Source organism: Bacteroidota bacterium, from assembly GCA_016713925.1.
GTDB lineage: Bacteria > Bacteroidota > Bacteroidia > AKYH767-A > OLB10 > JAJTFW01.
The window spans coordinates 906,965-925,126 of the sequence record JADJOH010000008.1 but is presented as its reverse complement, the minus strand read 5'-3'; the positions used below and the strand labels follow the sequence as shown (position 1 = coordinate 925,126).

Genomic DNA, 18,162 nt, shown 5'->3' with positions numbered 1-18,162 from the left:
TTTTTCAGCATCCAACTTTTCAAGAAGGGAATTGATCAGTGTACTAAGAACTATTTTCCCCAGCTTTGAATTGCACGATCATCTCCCGCAGAAAGGAGTATGCCATTTTCCAGCCACAGCAATTTGTTGACTGAATTGATATGCCCTTTACCATCGTTACCTTCTAATCTTTCCATCACTTCCATCGTACCGAAGTTCCATGTCTTTACAGTCTTATCGCGGCTGGCGGTAGCAAAATACTGCCCGGAAGGATCAAACGCGATATCATAAATCGCAAAATTATGAGCGGGAATAGTTTCCAATAGCTTCAAAGAACCTGTATCATATAAATGAAGATGCGCATCACGTGGTCCGCTTAAAAAATACTTTCCATCGGGAGAAAAGCAAAGGGCATTCACAGAAAAATCCGGTTGATGTGCCTGAAATCGTTCAAGTAATTTCAAAGATGGTAATTCCATCAGAACAATACTACCATCTCCGCAGGCAATTAATGCTATATTTTCAGATGCATTGATGGCCACCGAACGCAACTTTTTTTCGGTAATCCGTAGCCGTTGCACCACCGAAAAATCGCTCTCATCTAAAATGGCGACCACTCCATCTCCTCCTAAGGAGATCAACAAATGATTTTTCTCGCTAAAACCGATACTAAACACCGGGCCATCGTGCAATTGAAGCAGACGCACCTCTTTGTTTTCAGAAAGGTCAATGACGTGAATTCCTCCCTTGCCCTGCCCCACCAGGAGCTGGTTTTTGACCTGCAAATACCGCATAGTGTAAACAGCATCACTGGTCCGGGCAATGAGGTCACCATCGGCTTTTAGATTTAAATTCCATTTCGCCACCACTTTATCCCCGGCTCCGGAAAAGAAAGTATCAGGCTCAGGCCCGGGTTCAAGGCTATAGACAGAGCCGGTATGGCCGGTAAATCGATGTAAAAGTGAATAATGCATGGAACAAAAATAGTCTATACGAAAATATCCGCCCTCGATCGAGGAAGAAGGAGCATGGTCAACTTGACAAATTGTGGTGAAGATGAATTGAATATGACAAAATTATATTCGTCGGAATCTTATTTTTTATACTTTTATAATCTGATTCTAATTTTAATTAACATGAAAAATCTTCTTACACTTTCCCTCTTAGCGCTTATTTCCTCCTCTCTTTTAGCTCAAAATTGCCCGCCACCCACTGCTCAAATGGATCTCGACATCAACAATGTCAGAGCGAAGATATTGAATGGAGGAGATCTCTGGAATGATCCGGTACAACAAACACCACTCTATGAGGTTCCGATTGGCAGTGGCAAGAATGCCATCTATGCCGGCAGTTTCTGGATTGGCGGATTAGATGCAGGCAACCAGGTTTATGTTGCTGCTCAAACTTACCGGCAACAAGCATCGAATGACTTCTGGCCCGGCCCCATCAGCAAGAACCCCTTTTCAGGGGCAATATCGGTCTCCAACACTGTATGTAGTGATTTCGACATGCTCTTTCCAATCACGAAAGCGGAAGTCCTCAGTTTCATCAGTGGAGGACCTGCAACAAGCAATATCAACAACTGGCCGGGTAACGGAAACGTCTCAAATTTCCAATTGCCTAATCTTGCTCCCTTTTTTGATGCGAATAACGATGGACAATATGATCCTCAGAATGGAGATTACCCTTACTTCAATTTTACCGGCAGTTATCCAACTGACCCTTTTAGCGGAGAACCACTTTGCGATGATTATGTATTCGGTGACAAAGCTATCTGGTGGGTATTCAACGATATTGGAAATATAAAAACAGAAACCAACAGCGCCGGTATCGGCCTTGAAATCCGCGCTATGGCTTTCGCCTATTCTTCATCGAATACCATTATAAACAATACAACATTTTACAAATACCAGATCATCAACCGCGGTAGCATTACACTTTTTGATACACATGCCGGTATCTGGGTGGACCCTGACCTGGGAAATGGTGTAGATGATTTTGTTGGATGCGATGTTTCCCGTAATCTGGGTTATGTTTACAATGGAGATGCTGATGACGATGGCACTTTTGGGTATGGATTATTACCTCCTGCTGCAGGAGTAGATTTACTGAGGGGGCCACTTGCAGATGTAAACGACACCATCGACAATGACCGTGACGGTATTATGGATGAACCGGGCGAACGTATAAATATGAGCTCTTTTCTTTATTATACCAACACCAACAATGTCCCCAATGGAAATCCCGGAAACACTGTGGACTATTACCAATATTTATCTGCCAACTGGCTGGACAGTTTACCCATTACGTATGGAGGAGATGGCAGAGGCACCGGACCGGGCGCTACCACCACACCAACTACTTTCATGTTTCCTGATAACACGAATTCCCTTTTCACTACTCCTGGACAATGGGAACCGCGGGCATTCAACCGAACGACATGCGCTTTTTAATGGGATCAGGACCCTTTACGATGCAACCCGGTGAAGTAAATTATATGAGTGATGCTGTGATCTGGACCAGGACTTCTACTGCAGGAAGTAATATGCCCTCTGTAACAGAATTGCAATCGGCATCTGATGTGGTTCAATCCTTATTTGATGACTGTTTCACAACAACCGGTTTACAAGAAGCAGGAATGATCAAAGGAATTCAAGTATTTCCGAATCCCTTCACGAAAAACTGCAGCATTGATTTCAGTGAAACGGACCTTAAGGAAGCAAGGATCAGGATATTCAATATAAAAGGTCAACTTTTGCTTGATGAAAAATATAACAAAAGTTCAAACGTCTTTTCCTTTGGAGAAAGTTTAAATGCCGGTGTGTATGTCATAGAAATACGTAACGGAAACAAAGCTTTCTCTCAAAGAGTGGTGAAATATTAAGTTAAATCACTCCAATTCCTAAATTATAAATATCCGGGTTTCCCTGAAGAGGAATGGCGTGAGCATTTATTTGAGAATTGTTAATTTGAAGTAGATTTGCTGCATGAAACCCGAAATAAAGAGCATCCTTTACAGTTTCATTCCGGGTTTTATCCTGATTCTTTTACTCAGTATAATTAAATACTACGAAGTACAGACGGATACCAGCTTCGCATCCTACGGCCTGTTTCCAAGATCAATCCCAGATCTCCGGGGAATCCTTTTCTTCCCGCTCATTCATAAAGATTACGATCATCTTTTCTCCAATGCCATACCGTTATTCATCCTGATGGCCATGCTCCGTTATTTCTATAGAGAAGTCTCTTTAAAAGTTTTTTTGCTGACCTGGATACTTGGAGGGTTATGGTTATGGCTGGGAGGTCGTGCTTCTTACCATATCGGAGCCAGCGGACTGGTTTATGGTTTATCTTCTTTCATCTTCTTCAGCGGTATTTGGCGCAGAGAACGAAGAATGCTCGCGGTGAGTTTTATCGTGGTGTTCCTTTACGGAGGAATGGTTTGGGGGATTTTTCCCTGGTTTAAAGAAACAAGTTGGGAAGGACATTTATTTGGCGGGTTGGCGGGATTACTATTATCATGGGTCTATCGAAAAGAAGGACCACAACGAACCAAATATCAGTGGGAAGATGAACCTGATGAATTTGATGAATTTGAAAATTTGAAGATGGGGGAATTTGAAGATCTCCCTATGCGGGAGACAGGTTTGAAAATGGATGAATTTGAAGATCTCCCTATGCGGGAGACAGGTTTGTCGGGAGGAGCCGCTCCCGATCGCGAGCAAAAATCTCCGGAAGGAGATGGCGCCTCGCGAAAAATGGGAGGATCTCCCTATGCGGGAGACAGGTTTGAACATGGAACGGGCGAGGTGAGTGTTTTGAAGAGGGGGGATGATAATGAGTCAGGATTGAAAGATGGGGAAGAGGAAATGAAGTTAGAGGATGGTGAGGAGTTAAAGGAAAGTGAAAAAGTCGTTGGACAGGATTTATTTGATCTTTCTTCGCCGAAGATTACTTATGAGTATATTGAGCCGAAAAAAGATGAGGATAGGAACCGTGCCGGTCGGCAGGCAGGCGCTGATGATGCAAGTTCCAAGGATTCGGATAAAAGATAGAAATTTAAGCCTCAGATAAGTATTATATTAAAACTTAGTGTTCCTTAGTGTCCTTAGTGCCTTAGTGGTTACTTCTATATACATTATATGGTTAAGATTGAACATATCGGAATTGCAGTAAAATCGCTCGAAACGTCGAACGAACTTTTCGCAAAATTATTTAACGTACCCAGCTATAAATCGGAAGAAGTGGAATCGGAAGGAGTACTGACTTCATTCTTCCAGGTAGGTCCCAATAAAATTGAGCTCCTGGTGGCCACAAATCCCGAAAGTCCCATTGCGAAATTCATTGAAAAGAAAGGGGAAGGAATTCATCATATCGCCTTTGAAGTAGACGATATTTATGCCGAGATGAAACGACTCGAAGGAGAAGGATTTACACTACTTAACAAAGAACCTAAACCCGGTGCGGATAATAAGCTCATTTGTTTTTTACATCCTAAGAGCACGAATGGGGTTTTGGTGGAACTTTGTCAGGAAATTAGATGATTCGAAAATTTGAAGATGGGTTGATTTGAAAATCCAATATTCAGGTGCAGATTAGAATTATTTTATGAATTATAATTGATGATTAATGGTTGATTGTAGGTGATTAATGGTCGAGTATTGAGGATTGAGATTGCTGATTGGTGGTTGATTATTTCGCCATCTTAAGTAAAGGTTTGAGGATCTCATATGCATGGAGATAAGGTTAAGTTTTTGGCATCTAAAACAATGAGCTGAAATAATAGTGGCTATGTTTACAAATAAATAGTAAGATTGAGATTGCTACTATACTTTCTTAATCATGATGTATGATCAATTTACTCACCATAACATGTTCTCCCAACGCTCTTAAAAAATAATAACCCGAGGGAAAATCCGATGTCGAGAAACTTAGAATAGAGTCACCTTCCTTGACTTCGATTTTTGAAATTAATTGACCTGTCAAATCCACAAGTTCAATTTGTTTAATCCAACTTGATTTTGCAAGTGAAATATACACCAAATTATTGGCAGGATTTGGGTAAATCAACATCCCCTCATCTGATACTTCATTGAGTGAAGTTGTGAATGCGGATATAGTATTACTAAATGGGGAAGTTGTATTGATCAGTGTATCAGTGGCTGTAGCAGAAAAATAATCTAACGACGAAACATTCACCAAAGGAATAACAAAAGTTGCATATCCAGTTGTATCCGAAAGAAGACTACTCATTCTCAAATATTTTTCTCCTTCACCGAATCCCGATGGATCTGGTGCAGCAGACGAAAAGACTTCTATGGCATACCCGCTACTGGGTTTTGCAAACAAATGCCCATACAATAATGCCTGAGCGCCTGAAAAAACTATTGAGTCCAGAATAGGTGAAGGAATAACAGGATTTCCGTATCCGTTTTGATAGTCAAAAGTTTTAATACCTAAGGAGTCGTTATTGTACAAAATATTTCTACGGATGGAAATCCCTGTAACTACCTTATTTGAATTCGAAACATAGATACCATGACCACCATTATCATGAATGCTATTTTCCTTAATTGTATGGTTAAATACTTGAAATATTAAAGGTTGAAATGAAGACGTTCCTGCGGAAATGTTTATTCCATCTTGAACACAATTTGATATAAGATTTCGGATAATTTTTCCATTAAAAATGTACGATTCAATCGCATTTGGCCCTCCCACACTTACTTTAATCCCACTAAAGGTACAATTCTGAATGGTGTTTTCTTCTATAGAGTAATTATAAATATAATTTCTTCTATTCCCTGTTCCACGATTCTCTATTATAACTCCATTCCCGAAGTTTGAAATTACATTTCTTCGGATAATAAAATCAAAAATTCTTGAAATAGCATATCCTGTTCCACCAACGCTAATCTCAATTCCTGTAAATTGATTAGCTCCCATAATAACATTACTATCAATTTCCAGATTGCTAATTCTCCCATGAAAATTACCGGTACCGCCTGAATAAAGTTGAATACCATAAATACAATATATCTCATTTTGTCGAATCTGCAAATCACTTATTCGACATCGCTCAACACCATTTCCACTTTGAAAAATGAAAATACCGTAAGAATTTAAACTGTAAATAATATTTCTATAAATAGTAATACTCTTAAATTTCACAATACCTGGCCCACTTTGGTCTAAATCTATGCCGCTACCAGCATTTGTACTATCAAAATAGTTTTCACTAATTTTAATGCTATTAATTCTACTAGAACCATTATTATACAAAGAAACACAACCAACAAATATATTTCTAAACGAATTATTTTCAACCTTTATTGAATCTAATTGCCCCCCACAAATGACTAGAAAACCGTAAGCAAAGTTGGACACTTGATTATTTTTAAAAAGAAGTTTTATAACATTCGTATCAACACGGGTTTCAGTTACAATAGCACAAGCTCGACTAAATGCCGAACCATTACCATTGAAGCTGTTATTCAATAATCTAAAATCTCTTGAAGAATCACTCAACTCAGAAACTAATCCGAGTTCCACATTTAGAAAAATGTTACTGTCTACAGTTAAATCAATGTAAGTAGCTGATCTGGCATAAATCCCAATATTACAATTTTCTAATACTAAATTTTTAAATAATATATTTGAGATTATCTGATTTGATAAAATCGGGAAATGAATTCCATGCTGGCTCGGGTTAGAAACAATTCTCAGTCCGCAAATTTGGATGTTTGGTTTTTTTACAATGAAAACACTTGAAGATAATGGACTTCCATTAATCCTAACAACATTGATTGGGAATTGACTAAATGGCTGACTCAAGCCGTCAATAAAAAAGTGAATCGGTAATATCAGGCAAATTAGTCATTAAATTTATTGACCATGAGCCCATACCAATAATGTTAAACTTTATAGTGTCCTTCCCCGATGTAGTATTTGCAAGGGTAAGTGCTGTTCTTAATGAACCGGGCCCTATGTCTAGGTCGTTGGTTACGTTAAATATTGCAGCATTTGAATGTTGTCCAAAAAATATAAGAAAGCATATTTTAAAAATAAGATTCTTCATGTCACAAATTAATTAATGTATGTAATATCAAATATGATATCTATTGCGAAATTAAAAAATAAAATTATCAATTACAAATAAAAATACCCTATTACAAGTTCCCATCTCCTGACCAGTTAAATTTCTGCAATGGTTCTATCCATTGGTATAAGTCGGACAGCCTACGAAATAATCGATAAATATTTAACCTCTACTAATTCTCCTGACTCCACTTTTAACAATTCGGCATGTAATCCTGTTCGTATGGCCCCTTCCACATGCTGAATACTATCATCAATAAAAAGAGTTCTTGACTTATCCAGATTGTTTTCCTGTAGTACTCTCTCAAAAATCTCCGCATCGGGTTTGCGCATGCCCATTTGGCAGGAATAATAGTGCCTTTCGAAAACGCGTTCAAACTCCCCTTGTCCATATACGTTGTCTGCCATTTTAGTAAAAGAATCCACGTGAATTGTATTGGTATTACTTAGTAAAAAGATACGGTACCTCTCCCCTACTTTACGCAGCCACTCCACGCGGTGTACCGGGATGTCCAGCAACATGGCATTCCAGGCTTTGTCAATTTGTTCATCTGTTGTTTCGGAAGGGAGATATTTCCTCAGTTCCGCACGGAAATTTTCGGGAGGCATAATTCCTTTTTCGAAATCATCAAAAAGGTGGTATTGCTGCGCCTTTGAATAGATCTCATTGAAATTTTTTAGTCCGAGATCAATGAAGGCTTGTGCAGTCCGATTGTAATCGAGATTGATGATGACGCCGCCGAGGTCGAAGATGATGTTTTCAAATGTTTTCATTAGAGTAACAACAAAGCTAAATAAAATACAAAGATAACTCCCAACAATAAATTTTAGAAAAATAACAGGGAAGCAGGAAGCTGAATTGCACAAGAAAGAACATTAAAATAAAGGATACCAATTAATGTTGTACCATGGCTTTATCAGAAAAGATTCCCTTTTCTGTTTCATATTGCAAAATATAACATCCATCAGGGACAGAAGAAACATCGATCATCAGTAAATTAGCTGAAGCTTCATATTTTCTCTGAAATAAGACACGCCCTGTTAAATCAATCAATGAAACTTTACCAATGTCAATGGTGATCTCCCGGCTCATAAACAAGTTATCATCAGCCGGTAACGGAAAAACACGAATACCCGCCATCATTTCTTCTTTCACAGTTTGCACAACAGATGAATCAATCGCGTTACTGAATTCAGAAGTTGAACTCAATGCTACATCTGTGGCTGTTGAAGAATAATAAAGATTAGAAAGGTTCACAGGAATACTAACCTGGAAAGAGGCGTACCCGGTAGCATCGGTGAAGACCGGTTGTGTGGAAAAATAATATTTACCCTCCCCTTTCCCATTGTTACCGGGGACATTATTGGCGTAAAACTGAATATCATAAGCAGTAAATGGTTGTGTTATTACATGGCCCGCCAAAGTCCCTGTTTGTGCATTGACCCAATCGGGGATAGGTTCAGGTAATTTCGGGTTTGCATAAATAGAAGTGGGACTTTCAAATATTCCTGTCAAACCATTTCCAGAAATACTATTACGTACTATATGAACCCCTTGAAAAGGATTTGTGCTGCTGGTCTCCAGGTTTATGCCATGTTCGGTATTGCTGAATATTTCATTATCACCAATAAAAACATCATCAATCAACCTGTTTCCACCATTATTTCCATAAGCGTTAATACTTATTCCATTACCGGGACACTGGCTAATAACATTACTGTCAATTACGAAATTGCTAATATTTGTTTTTGCAGAAGATATGGCGCTATAGGAAATGCCGATACCGTTGTCAAAACTATTTGAAATGGTATTCCGCCGGAGAAGGACATTAGTAACACTACTCCAGAAAGATCCGGTTCCATGGCAAAAAAAACGGATACCATTGTTATTTACTTCAGTCATTGTGTTTCCAATAATCGAGAGACTGTCTATAGTGGCATAAACCAATCCTGTTCCGCCTGCTTCAATATAAATTCCGTAAGGTATATTGTTGTTCTCCACCAATACATTTGAAAACAATTCAGTGGACAGAGGAGATGTACCGGTAAGCGCAAAAGCAAGTGTTCCATATAAACTATTATTTCTAATGGTTATATCCTTATATACTAATGTATCACTTGACGCCAAGCACCAGAAGCTGATCCCGCCACAGGAATCGAGTACATTGCCCTCCACTAAAACATGTTTGCAAGAGTCGTTATTACCACTTCCATCGCCGAAGTTAATTCCAACTCCTCCGCGCATCGCATCAATGGTATTACCAATAATGCTCAAGGTATCGATTTTAGTAAATCCCCTAACTACAATTCCGGATACACAATTTCTAATACTGTTCCCAAGAATTGATATATTAGTTACCTTTCCGTATGGAAAAGAAAACTCGCATAAAACAACAGCTACCGAAAAAGAGGAAGTATTATGTCCGATAAATTCGTTGTTAAAGATGGAAACATCTTTAGAATAATACCTCGGCGTATAATTAATATTAATATCCGTACAATTCCAGAACTTATTGGATGAAATAATAACATTACGAAAACCGTAATGTTTTATACTAATACCGTATTTAGAATCCTGGAAAACATTTCCGGAAATTAGCAGGTTATTATTAGTAGAATTCCCAAAACCCAAATAATCAGAAAAAATGCCCGCTCCAACATTGAAAGATCGGAACTTCAATCCACTTATAGAAATATTATTAGAATGGAGCATTATTCCATGCGATATATTTAATGAATAGGCATCTATAGTCACAAGATTAAGTGGAAAACTGCTGCCAGGCTGTGTATTCCCGTCAATGGAGATTGAGTCATTAAGTGGTGGCAGTGGTGTAAGAATGTTAATATTCCAGCTTGAACCGGGTATTTGAAACTGTATCACATCTGCTCCTGAGGAAGCATTTGCCATGGTGACCGCATCCCGCAAAGAGCCGGGACCGGCATCGTTGGTATTGGTTACAGTGTAAACGACGGCGAAAGACATTGAATTTATCCAACACAAATGTACCATTAGCAATATTCTAAATAAGCCTTTATAGGTTTCCATCCTTATAGCATTAACTGCGAATAGCAATTACTAATAATCAATTCAACTAACAATAGTACAAAATAAATCCTTTATATTAAAAAGAAAATTACACCTGTATATCTAAACACAACCATCTGCATCCTATTGGCACTTCTTAGTTTTTTACCAACTTCAACGTAACCCATTCGTTCATCGATTGAATTGAAATAAAATACATACCATTGATCAGGTCACTGCAATCCAATTGAATTTGCTGTACCCCGTTTCGAAGTTGGACAGCATTGAATGATTTAACCACCCGTCCGGCAATATCCAACACCTCTATTTGAACTCCTTCATTTGGTTGCCCTCTATAGTTAAAAAGCAAATTCACTTCTCCTCCTGTAGGATTCGGATAAAGTTTCAAACCATCAAAGGCAGCTATTTCTTCTGCTGAAGTATTGGTCACCTGAATAATTCCGTCTATCGGTGAAAGTGAAATTGGTGTTACCTCCGGATCGAAGGCTCTGTAGTCATTCAAACTGATAGTGACCGTTGGACTTCCGGTATAAGCGGCATTCACTACAAAACTGATATCAGCTAATTCTCCATAAGCAGACACCTGATCTCCATCCAATCGCGCAAGGCTCACAGCTGCAATTCCATTTGTTTCATCCGCACGATGATACATGATGCAGTTACTATCAGGACAGAGCCAGTTGTTCACAGTGGTAACTTCATAAGAACCGGGAACAATCAACCCGGGCGGCACACCTACTTTAAAGCCAATCGCAGAAAGCAAATCCACCGGAAGAACATTGTTTCCGGCCATCACTTTCAGATGAACGGTATCCCCGGCTGCAAAGACCGACCCAACAGGAACTACAGCGAGGTCCGGACCGGCGGCCGGTCTCTGTGGATCAGGATTGGCTAACGGATGGGACTGTCCGTAGTTGGAGATCACTACTGTAGTGTCGTCCTGATCAATCCATCCGTCGCCGTTGGCATCTGCGTGGTGCATGTTGCTACCGTTCGATTACAAATCATTCCATAAAAGTGAAGGCTGGGCCACCCATGTGGTGGAAGGATCGTTCGGACGTGATGTGCTAAAACGGTTATAATAAAGTCCGATCGGCAGGAGGTCGAAATTATCCACATTTTTAGTGCTGTCACAATCACCGGGCCATACTTCTCCAATAAGCGGATTGAAACTATACTCATCAGCACCGATGGTGGGATTAGCTCCCCGTGCATCACCGTCAATATCGGTCGTGATTCCCGGCCAGGAAGTTCCCGGCATGGTGATGGAATTTCGGAGGTGCATATCCGTAAGAGTCGTGTATTCTGCAGAAACAGAGTCTGACTGAGCATCAAAACCGGTAACCGTTCTCCAGCCGGACAGCGTATAGTCACTGCCGTTGTTCTTAAAATTGATCGGTGAACCCACTGATTGATACCTGTTATAATTGAACGAATTGAAAAAAGTCGGTGAGCTTATTTCGATAGCGAAGCTACCATTTGAACGCACCAGGTTATTCACGAAATTAAACCCTCCATTGGTAAAAATCTGAATACCGTGCCCAAAGCTATTATTAATGACATCTACGTTAGTTCCATTAATATATGCTCCCGCTACCGGCAGCCAAAAGGGAGCAGACGAGAAAATATTATTAGCGATCAGGCAATGATTGGCGGGAGGACAATCGCAATAGACATTCAGCACCTCATCTCCCCAAACTTCCGACGTAACACTATTGTTGGTGATCCGGAATGAATCACACTGGTTGATCTGTATCCACGATTTCACGTCATCGCCAATGGCTTCAATTCGATTCCCATCGATGATCAGGCTATCCGTCTTCACCAACTGAAATCCGTTTGTTTGTTTCGCTTCATTGTTTGTAATAACGATGTTCCGGACCCGTGGAATATTTCCTCCCACACTAACGGCCATACCTCCATTCCTGAATTGGTTGTCTTGAATGCGCAGATTATACCCCTGATAGCTATAAAACAAATTGGACGCTCCGATAGCTAAACCTGTTGACTCAACACCGTTCAATTTACAATAGCGCACGTTAATGTCGTGTGATACCAGCAGGTAAAATACAGACCTCGAACCGGCATCATTTTGCATGGCATCATATGCTCTGGGCAAATGGTTATTCAAAGTCATGTACTCAAAACTGCAATAAGAAGCGTTTGCAAGCTGGAACAATGTACGGTAATAACTGTAATCTGTATTAAACGAAACAACTACATCCTCTGTATTGCCGGTACGGGATGTCCATACAACAGAGTCGATATCGCTGGCAAAGGGAATAGAATCGATCCGGATCTGTTCCAGATAAGATCCCGGCTCTATAGCAATTTTAACCGGACCAGATACGCCGCACGTTTTTAGAGTTGTCGCCGAGGCTTGTATGTTATCAAAATAACAGGTATCACATCCGGCTGAGTAGGTTCCTGCCAGTGGTGCTGTACAAATAATTTGACTTTTTATGATGGTATCATTTTCCTGAAAATTATCGGAGATACTATTGACATGATGCACCCAAACCTTCATTCGATTATAGGTTCTATTAAAGTTATATCCATTCACAAAAAAAGAAAGCGTGTCGCCGGTGATCATATTCCCATTCCAGGTAATAGTTTGCACGGGATCGTTATTGATGCGATACTTTAATTCCATAGCAGTAACCGGAACTACAGATTTACTTTTCACTTTCATTCGAATATTGCGTACAGCCGGACCGGAAGTAGTGATATCACTGAGTATTACAGAATCCATCTCTACATCCAACAGATTAGGATCATACGCTTCATAACAATTGCTTCCACAACTTCCGTTGTTGGTGTGAATAGTTCTCACCGCTCTAAATTGTGTTGGGGTGCCTGTAGAATGAAACACCTGATGATTACCACATGCATCTTGCTGCAAGGTAACTCCTGTAAAATTAGAAGTACGATCCGCACCTAACAATTCTCCATTTAAGCCGAAACGCAATAAATAAGATCCAATAGTAGGCGTAGGAGAAACATTAAAAGGATTGTTTTGGCCATCCACAATTAAAAAATTGGATGACATTGCCGCGAGTACGCTCACAGAGCCATCACTATTTACACCCACGCCATTAAACTTCATTGCATCTGCATAAACGATCCAATTGAGTACACCGGCAGCAGTAAAGGAAGCTGCAAATTGGTATTCGCTGTTCGTAACCGGGAAAGTAAGCGTGCCATTGCTGGTAATCAATTTATTTTTTGCGCGACCTACAAATACAAAATGCCCATTCGAAGTTTCCTTGAAGTCGGTGATAAACTCAGGCTGACCACTCATCAGTGTTACCGCATCTGTAAATCCGGTGTTCAAATTATATCGGCTAATGAAAAGGCATTTTTCTAAACCTGTTCCTATCGGTAAAGAATTTGAGAGTGGTTGATTCTTAAAATAAATGGATGATCCAATCGTAGACGCATCTAATAATCCTCCGAGGAGCAAATCACCTGAGGGAGATTTACGAGCCATGAGATTCTGACGCAAGGTATCGTAATCAAAAAATTGATTCACCAATGGGTATTTCACCTTGAACTTAGCCGGATAATTAGAACTACTTGAACCAACAGTTCCAAAAGCATTTAGGTTAAGTATTTTTCCGTCTTCATTCATCTCCATGATAAAAGCTTCTCCTTTATTGTTGATGGAAGGCACGTAGCGATAGAGACCATCAGGCGTTTGAAATTCGCATCCTTTCCATGCATTTATACCAACGGCAAAAATGCGATTGTCGATGGTGATCATATCCGAAAAATCGGCCAGTGGAGCTTCTATGGCCCATTTAAATTCACCTTTGTCGTTCAATTTAACAATCGCGTTTTTGTTACGAATGTAATTACCCAATACATCAAATCGTGCCTGAGCCACATAATGCGTTGCAAAGTAAGTACTGGCCATCCGATCCGAAGTAATACCATTGATTAATCCCTGAGCACCGGGGTTATTTCCCAATGAATTAAAGGTGGTTAAATGCTTCCTGATTCCATTTGAATCGAGACGTAAAACGTATGGGATAAAGGCAAAATTAGACGACTGTGCATTGAAGCCAACAGCATGCAAATTATTAAAATCATCCAAACAATATTTGTAGGTACTTGTAGGAATGGTGCCGATGAACGTATCCACATCACACGAAACAGTGCTGGAGCCAGGCAGAGGTCCGTAAATATAAACCGGCTTGCGAATGATTTTACTGCACGTATAATCCAGTCGCGCAAGGAGGGTAATGGTATCAATCCCGGCCACAGAAAAAACAGGATTTACCGGAATCAATCCGGTAGCAGTTAATGGATTTGCGTTCGGACCAAAATCCCAATCCCATGCATTGAAACCGGAAGAGGTTGCACTCACACTCAGAGGTTGTCCCACGCCGGCTTGTAATGTTCCGGGGACAGCAACAGAAGTTGCACGGTAAGTGATCGGGAATGAACCGGGTAGCGTTTTAAGGCAATTAAGTGCTTTATATCTTGCAGTTACGGTAATAGTAACACCGGAGGTAACAGGACCAACCGGGATAATGATAGTTCCACCTGTACCATCTACTTTGGTAAATGGAGCATTAGAACAATAATAATCCCAACCGGGCTCTGAGTTATAAATCAACATCGAAGTGGTGTCCCCTGTGCAGATCGTATCACGGTAAAGGCTAGCCGAAACATTGACATTCGGTGTCGCAATCCATAAAGAATCTATTACTTCCAGCGTATCTGATCCGCAGGAGTTGGTGTAGATGGCGCGGATACGATAAGGTTTCACAACGGACTGATTGGTAGTGGTAGCTAGTGAGATGGTATCTCCGTTACCACCCGTAGAAGTCACAAAGGTATTACCATCAAACAGCGCGTAATTCACAAAAATCTGACTGTTGGGAATGCGAAAACGCCCTTGTCCGTTTTGACAGATGGTATCATTGATGACTGTAAATGGAGTAACTACAGGTATGGGGGTCACATTCACCCCCAAAGAAAAGGTATCGGAAACGCTGTTGTTGGTTGCAATTAGTTCTAAGGAATTGGAACCACTTGTATTGAGCGTAATCGACGGAGAAAACTGCGTACTGACGACAGTTCCATTTAACAGCCATTGATAGGTCCATGAAGGATCGCCGTAATTAACAGGTACAATAACATCCCCCTGACAAGCAGCAAAGCTGAGCAGATCAAAATGTGCAGCAGGTATCGGTACACCGCCACCGTTAGCAGTCACTGCCACATATCCGCTATCCCCGGCCACCATACCATTATTGGCATCGTAGAAATTAATATCATTGATACGCTGAAAGTCCGGCAAATCAAAACGCTCCCAATACAAGCCACCGCTGATGGATCGATAAAGCGCATCATAAGTACCCAGGTAAACGGTATCGGGACTCACGGTATACACACAGCGAATACTCATTGGAGGGATATTGACTGTAGCCCATGTAAGACCACCATCGGTAGATTTTTTCAGTTCATTCGAACCACCCGCGTATCCTGTATTGGTACCATGAGCGAAAGACACATTCTCAAAATTACCCGAACCACTCAGCACTGAAGTCCAGTTCGCTCCATCATTTACAGACCGATAAATATTGCTGCCGGACACCATCACCCAATTGCTCCCATTCACCCACGACACATCGTAAAGTGTATTGGTAATTCCTGTAGTAGAGGTTATCCATGAAGTTCCACTATTGGAGGAGCGTAAAACCCGTCCAACATCCCCTACGGCAACCCCATTTCCACTGCTACTGAAATCAAATGCCTCCAAATAGCGCAATAAACTACCCGAATTAGAATAGTAATTATGACTCCATGAAGTGCCATTATTGGATGTTCCGAAGACAATTAGGTCGTTGCCGAGATAAAAGAATCCGATACCCACTGCGCTTGAAGGACCGGTCACATAGAGATCATCAAAGCTGCCAATGATCTGGGAATTTCCGAGTGTGGCATTGAGTCCGGAAACAAAATTAAATGCAGCACCACTGTTAGAGGAGCGGAGCACACCATTCCATGTTCCGGCCCATACTTGACCGGTAGAGGCATACCTTACACAGGATATATTATCATTAGTACCTGTTGTAAGAGGCGTCCATTGAGCAAATGAAGAATAATTCAATAGAAGCAGGATCGGCACTAAGATTAACTGACGTAAATAATTCATAAAGAGATTTATTTTGGAAAGTCGAAGATATGGAAAAATGGAGTTTTGTTTCATGCTGCTGGCTACCGGCTGCCAGCTACCGGCTTCCGGCTGCTTGCTGCTTGCTGCTTGCTGCTTGCTTTGCAAACCTTCTCTATAAACTCAGCCCGGAAGTGTAAAGCCAAAGTGAATTTAAGTTAAGAACAATCCCCATCCGAAGAAAAAACAAAAAGCCAGGAAATAATCCCTGACTCTTCTACTTCTTTAGCACAGCCCGGAAGTGTGAGGCACTAAAAATAACTGGCGTATCAAAATTAGAAACACCCCTAAAAGCATTGAGGCAGAAGATATCTCCTGCCTCTCTACTTCTTTAGCACAGCCCAGAAGTGTAAAGCCAAAGTGAATTTAAGTTAAGAACAATCCCCCATCCGAAGAAAAAACAAAAAGCCAAGAAATAATTCCTGGCTTTTCTACTTCTGGGGTGGGCCCAGTAGGACTTGAACCTACGACCGACGGATTATGAGTCCGGCGCTCTAACCAACTGAGCTATAGGCCCGGAAACAGGTTTTTTCATATAAATATGAATGACCTGTCCTTTTTTTAAGGAGCACAAAAATACTACTTATGCTGAAACAGTCTTCAAAACACCTAATTCTTTTCCTACTTTGGTAAAAGCGGTGATGGCTTTATCGATATGATGGCGGTCGTGGGCGGCGCTCAGCTGGACCCGTATGCGTGCATTCCCTTTAGCCACAACGGGATAGAAGAACCCTATGACATAAATTCCTTCCTGTAATAACCGGGCTGCGAAATCCTGAGCTAGCTTCGCTTCGTACAGCATGATGGGTACAATGGGGTGTGTTCCGGGCTTAATATCGAAACCGGCAAGGGTGATTTGCTCGCGGAAATATTGGGTATTTTCCCAGAGTTTATCGCGCAAAGCCGTGGTTTGAGTCAGCATATCAATGACGGCAATAGAAGCTCCAACGATAGCCGGAGCCAGAGAATTGGAGAACAAATACGGCCGGGAGCGTTGACGAAGCATCTCCACAATTTCCTTTCTGCCGGAGGTAAATCCACCCATTGCCCCACCCAGTGCCTTACCGAGGGTTCCGGTGATGATATCCACACGTCCCATCACACCGGTATGCTCATGCGTTCCGCGGCCTGTTTTGCCCATGAAACCGGAAGCATGACATTCGTCGATCATGACCAGTGCTTTGTATTTATCGGCCAGATCACAAATTTTATCCAGTTGCGCAATCGTTCCATCCATGGAAAAAACACCATCCGAAACAATCATTCGGTGACGAAGGTGCTGGGTTGCTTTAAGCTGCTCCTCCAGATCTTCCATATTGTTATGCTTATAGCGATGACGCTGTGCTTTGCAGAGACGGATACCATCAATGATAGAAGCATGGTTCAACTCATCGGAAATAATCGCATCCTGCTCATTCAGCAACGGCTCAAATACCCCTCCATTGGCATCGAAGGCCGCGGCATAGAGGATGGTATCTTCTGTTCCAAGAAAGGAAGAGATCTTCGATTCCAATTCTTTGTGAATATCCTGCGTACCGCAAATGAAACGCACACTGCTCATGCCGAATCCATGCGTATCGATGGCGTGTTTGGCGGCTTCTATCACTTTAGGATGAGAAGAAAGTCCGAGATAGTTATTCGCGCAAAAATTGATGACTTCTAATCCATTGGCATTAATGTCGGCTCCCTGGGCAGTAGTGATTATTCTTTCCTGCTTATAAAGTCCTGCATCCTTAATTTCCTGAAGTTCTTTAGCGAGTACGGGTTGAAGGGTAGTGTACATAGTGGTCAATTTACAGGCAAAGTTAACAAATTAAACCCTTTCCGTTTTCGCATCCCTCTTTGAATTCCGGAG

At 41.1% G+C, this 18,162-nt stretch carries 11 protein-coding genes and 1 tRNA gene; 4 read left to right on the top strand and 8 right to left on the bottom strand.

Annotation, left to right across the window (positions count from 1 at the left end):
- Positions 1 to 50: 50 nt before the first annotated feature.
- Positions 51 to 953 (bottom strand): WD40 repeat domain-containing protein, encoded by a 903-nt coding sequence (locus IPJ86_17735; GenBank protein MBK7889061.1) that lies wholly within the window; start codon positions 951 to 953, stop codon positions 51 to 53.
- A 162-nt stretch (positions 954 to 1,115) separates the two neighbouring features.
- On the opposite strand from IPJ86_17735, the gene IPJ86_17730 reads away from it, so the two are divergent.
- From IPJ86_17730 to mce, 4 genes are all read left to right on the top strand, one after another.
- Entirely contained in the window at positions 1,116 to 2,432 is a 1,317-nt protein-coding gene (locus IPJ86_17730) for a hypothetical protein (GenBank protein ID MBK7889060.1), read from the top strand.
- Positions 2,420 to 2,863 carry a T9SS type A sorting domain-containing protein gene (locus IPJ86_17725; GenBank protein MBK7889059.1) on the top strand — a complete coding sequence of 148 codons (444 nt, stop codon included), beginning with the start codon at positions 2,420 to 2,422 and terminating at the stop codon, positions 2,861 to 2,863. The genes IPJ86_17730 and IPJ86_17725 overlap by 13 nt, the downstream gene beginning before the upstream one ends.
- Positions 2,864 to 2,966: 103 nt before the next feature.
- On the top strand, positions 2,967 to 4,034 hold the full coding sequence (locus IPJ86_17720) for a rhomboid family intramembrane serine protease (protein ID MBK7889058.1): 1,068 nt from the start codon (positions 2,967 to 2,969) through the stop codon (positions 4,032 to 4,034).
- Positions 4,035 to 4,121: 87 nt separating this feature from the next.
- Positions 4,122 to 4,523, top strand: a complete 402-nt coding sequence (gene mce / locus IPJ86_17715) for a methylmalonyl-CoA epimerase (protein MBK7889057.1) — start codon at positions 4,122 to 4,124, stop codon at positions 4,521 to 4,523.
- A 292-nt stretch (positions 4,524 to 4,815) separates the two neighbouring features.
- Here the strand turns inward: mce and IPJ86_17710 are convergent, their stop codons facing one another.
- From IPJ86_17710 to kbl, 7 genes are all read right to left on the bottom strand, one after another.
- A complete protein-coding gene (locus tag IPJ86_17710; GenBank protein ID MBK7889056.1) occupies positions 4,816 to 6,813 on the bottom strand; it encodes a T9SS type A sorting domain-containing protein in 1,998 nt (665 codons plus the stop codon).
- A 405-nt stretch (positions 6,814 to 7,218) separates the two neighbouring features.
- Positions 7,219 to 7,851 (bottom strand): HAD family phosphatase, encoded by a 633-nt coding sequence (locus IPJ86_17705; protein MBK7889055.1) that lies wholly within the window; start codon positions 7,849 to 7,851, stop codon positions 7,219 to 7,221.
- A gap of 121 nt (positions 7,852 to 7,972) precedes the next feature.
- Positions 7,973 to 10,060, bottom strand: a complete 2,088-nt coding sequence (locus IPJ86_17700) for a T9SS type A sorting domain-containing protein (protein ID MBK7889054.1) — start codon at positions 10,058 to 10,060, stop codon at positions 7,973 to 7,975.
- 199 nt (positions 10,061 to 10,259) lie between these two features.
- The gene (locus IPJ86_17695; GenBank protein ID MBK7889053.1) at positions 10,260 to 11,105 is read right to left on the bottom strand and encodes a T9SS type A sorting domain-containing protein; all 846 of its coding nucleotides are present in this window, start codon (positions 11,103 to 11,105) and stop codon (positions 10,260 to 10,262) included.
- A 15-nt stretch (positions 11,106 to 11,120) separates the two neighbouring features.
- Positions 11,121 to 16,415, bottom strand: a complete 5,295-nt coding sequence (locus IPJ86_17690; protein MBK7889052.1) for a hypothetical protein — start codon at positions 16,413 to 16,415, stop codon at positions 11,121 to 11,123.
- A 335-nt stretch (positions 16,416 to 16,750) separates the two neighbouring features.
- Positions 16,751 to 16,824: transfer RNA gene (locus IPJ86_17685), tRNA-Ile, on the bottom strand.
- 66 nt (positions 16,825 to 16,890) lie between these two features.
- Positions 16,891 to 18,090 carry a glycine C-acetyltransferase gene (kbl, locus tag IPJ86_17680; GenBank protein ID MBK7889051.1) on the bottom strand — a complete coding sequence of 400 codons (1,200 nt, stop codon included), beginning with the start codon at positions 18,088 to 18,090 and terminating at the stop codon, positions 16,891 to 16,893.
- Positions 18,091 to 18,162 lie beyond the last annotated feature (72 nt).

What these genes read in the sequence shown, in the direction of transcription:
- IPJ86_17735 (MBK7889061.1), bottom strand. Translation starts at nt 953, where the DNA reads ATGCATTATTCACTTTTACATCGATTTACCGGCCATACCGGCTCTGTC.
- IPJ86_17730 (MBK7889060.1), top strand. Translation starts at nt 1,116, where the DNA reads ATGAAAAATCTTCTTACACTTTCCCTCTTAGCGCTTATTTCCTCCTCT.
- IPJ86_17725 (MBK7889059.1), top strand. Translation starts at nt 2,420, where the DNA reads ATGCGCTTTTTAATGGGATCAGGACCCTTTACGATGCAACCCGGTGAA.
- IPJ86_17720 (MBK7889058.1), top strand. Translation starts at nt 2,967, where the DNA reads ATGAAACCCGAAATAAAGAGCATCCTTTACAGTTTCATTCCGGGTTTT.
- mce (MBK7889057.1), top strand. Translation starts at nt 4,122, where the DNA reads ATGGTTAAGATTGAACATATCGGAATTGCAGTAAAATCGCTCGAAACG.
- IPJ86_17705 (MBK7889055.1), bottom strand. Translation starts at nt 7,851, where the DNA reads ATGAAAACATTTGAAAACATCATCTTCGACCTCGGCGGCGTCATCATC.
- IPJ86_17700 (MBK7889054.1), bottom strand. Translation starts at nt 10,060, where the DNA reads ATGTCTTTCGCCGTCGTTTACACTGTAACCAATACCAACGATGCCGGT.
- IPJ86_17695 (MBK7889053.1), bottom strand. Translation starts at nt 11,105, where the DNA reads ATGCACCACGCAGATGCCAACGGCGACGGATGGATTGATCAGGACGAC.
- kbl (MBK7889051.1), bottom strand. Translation starts at nt 18,090, where the DNA reads ATGTACACTACCCTTCAACCCGTACTCGCTAAAGAACTTCAGGAAATT.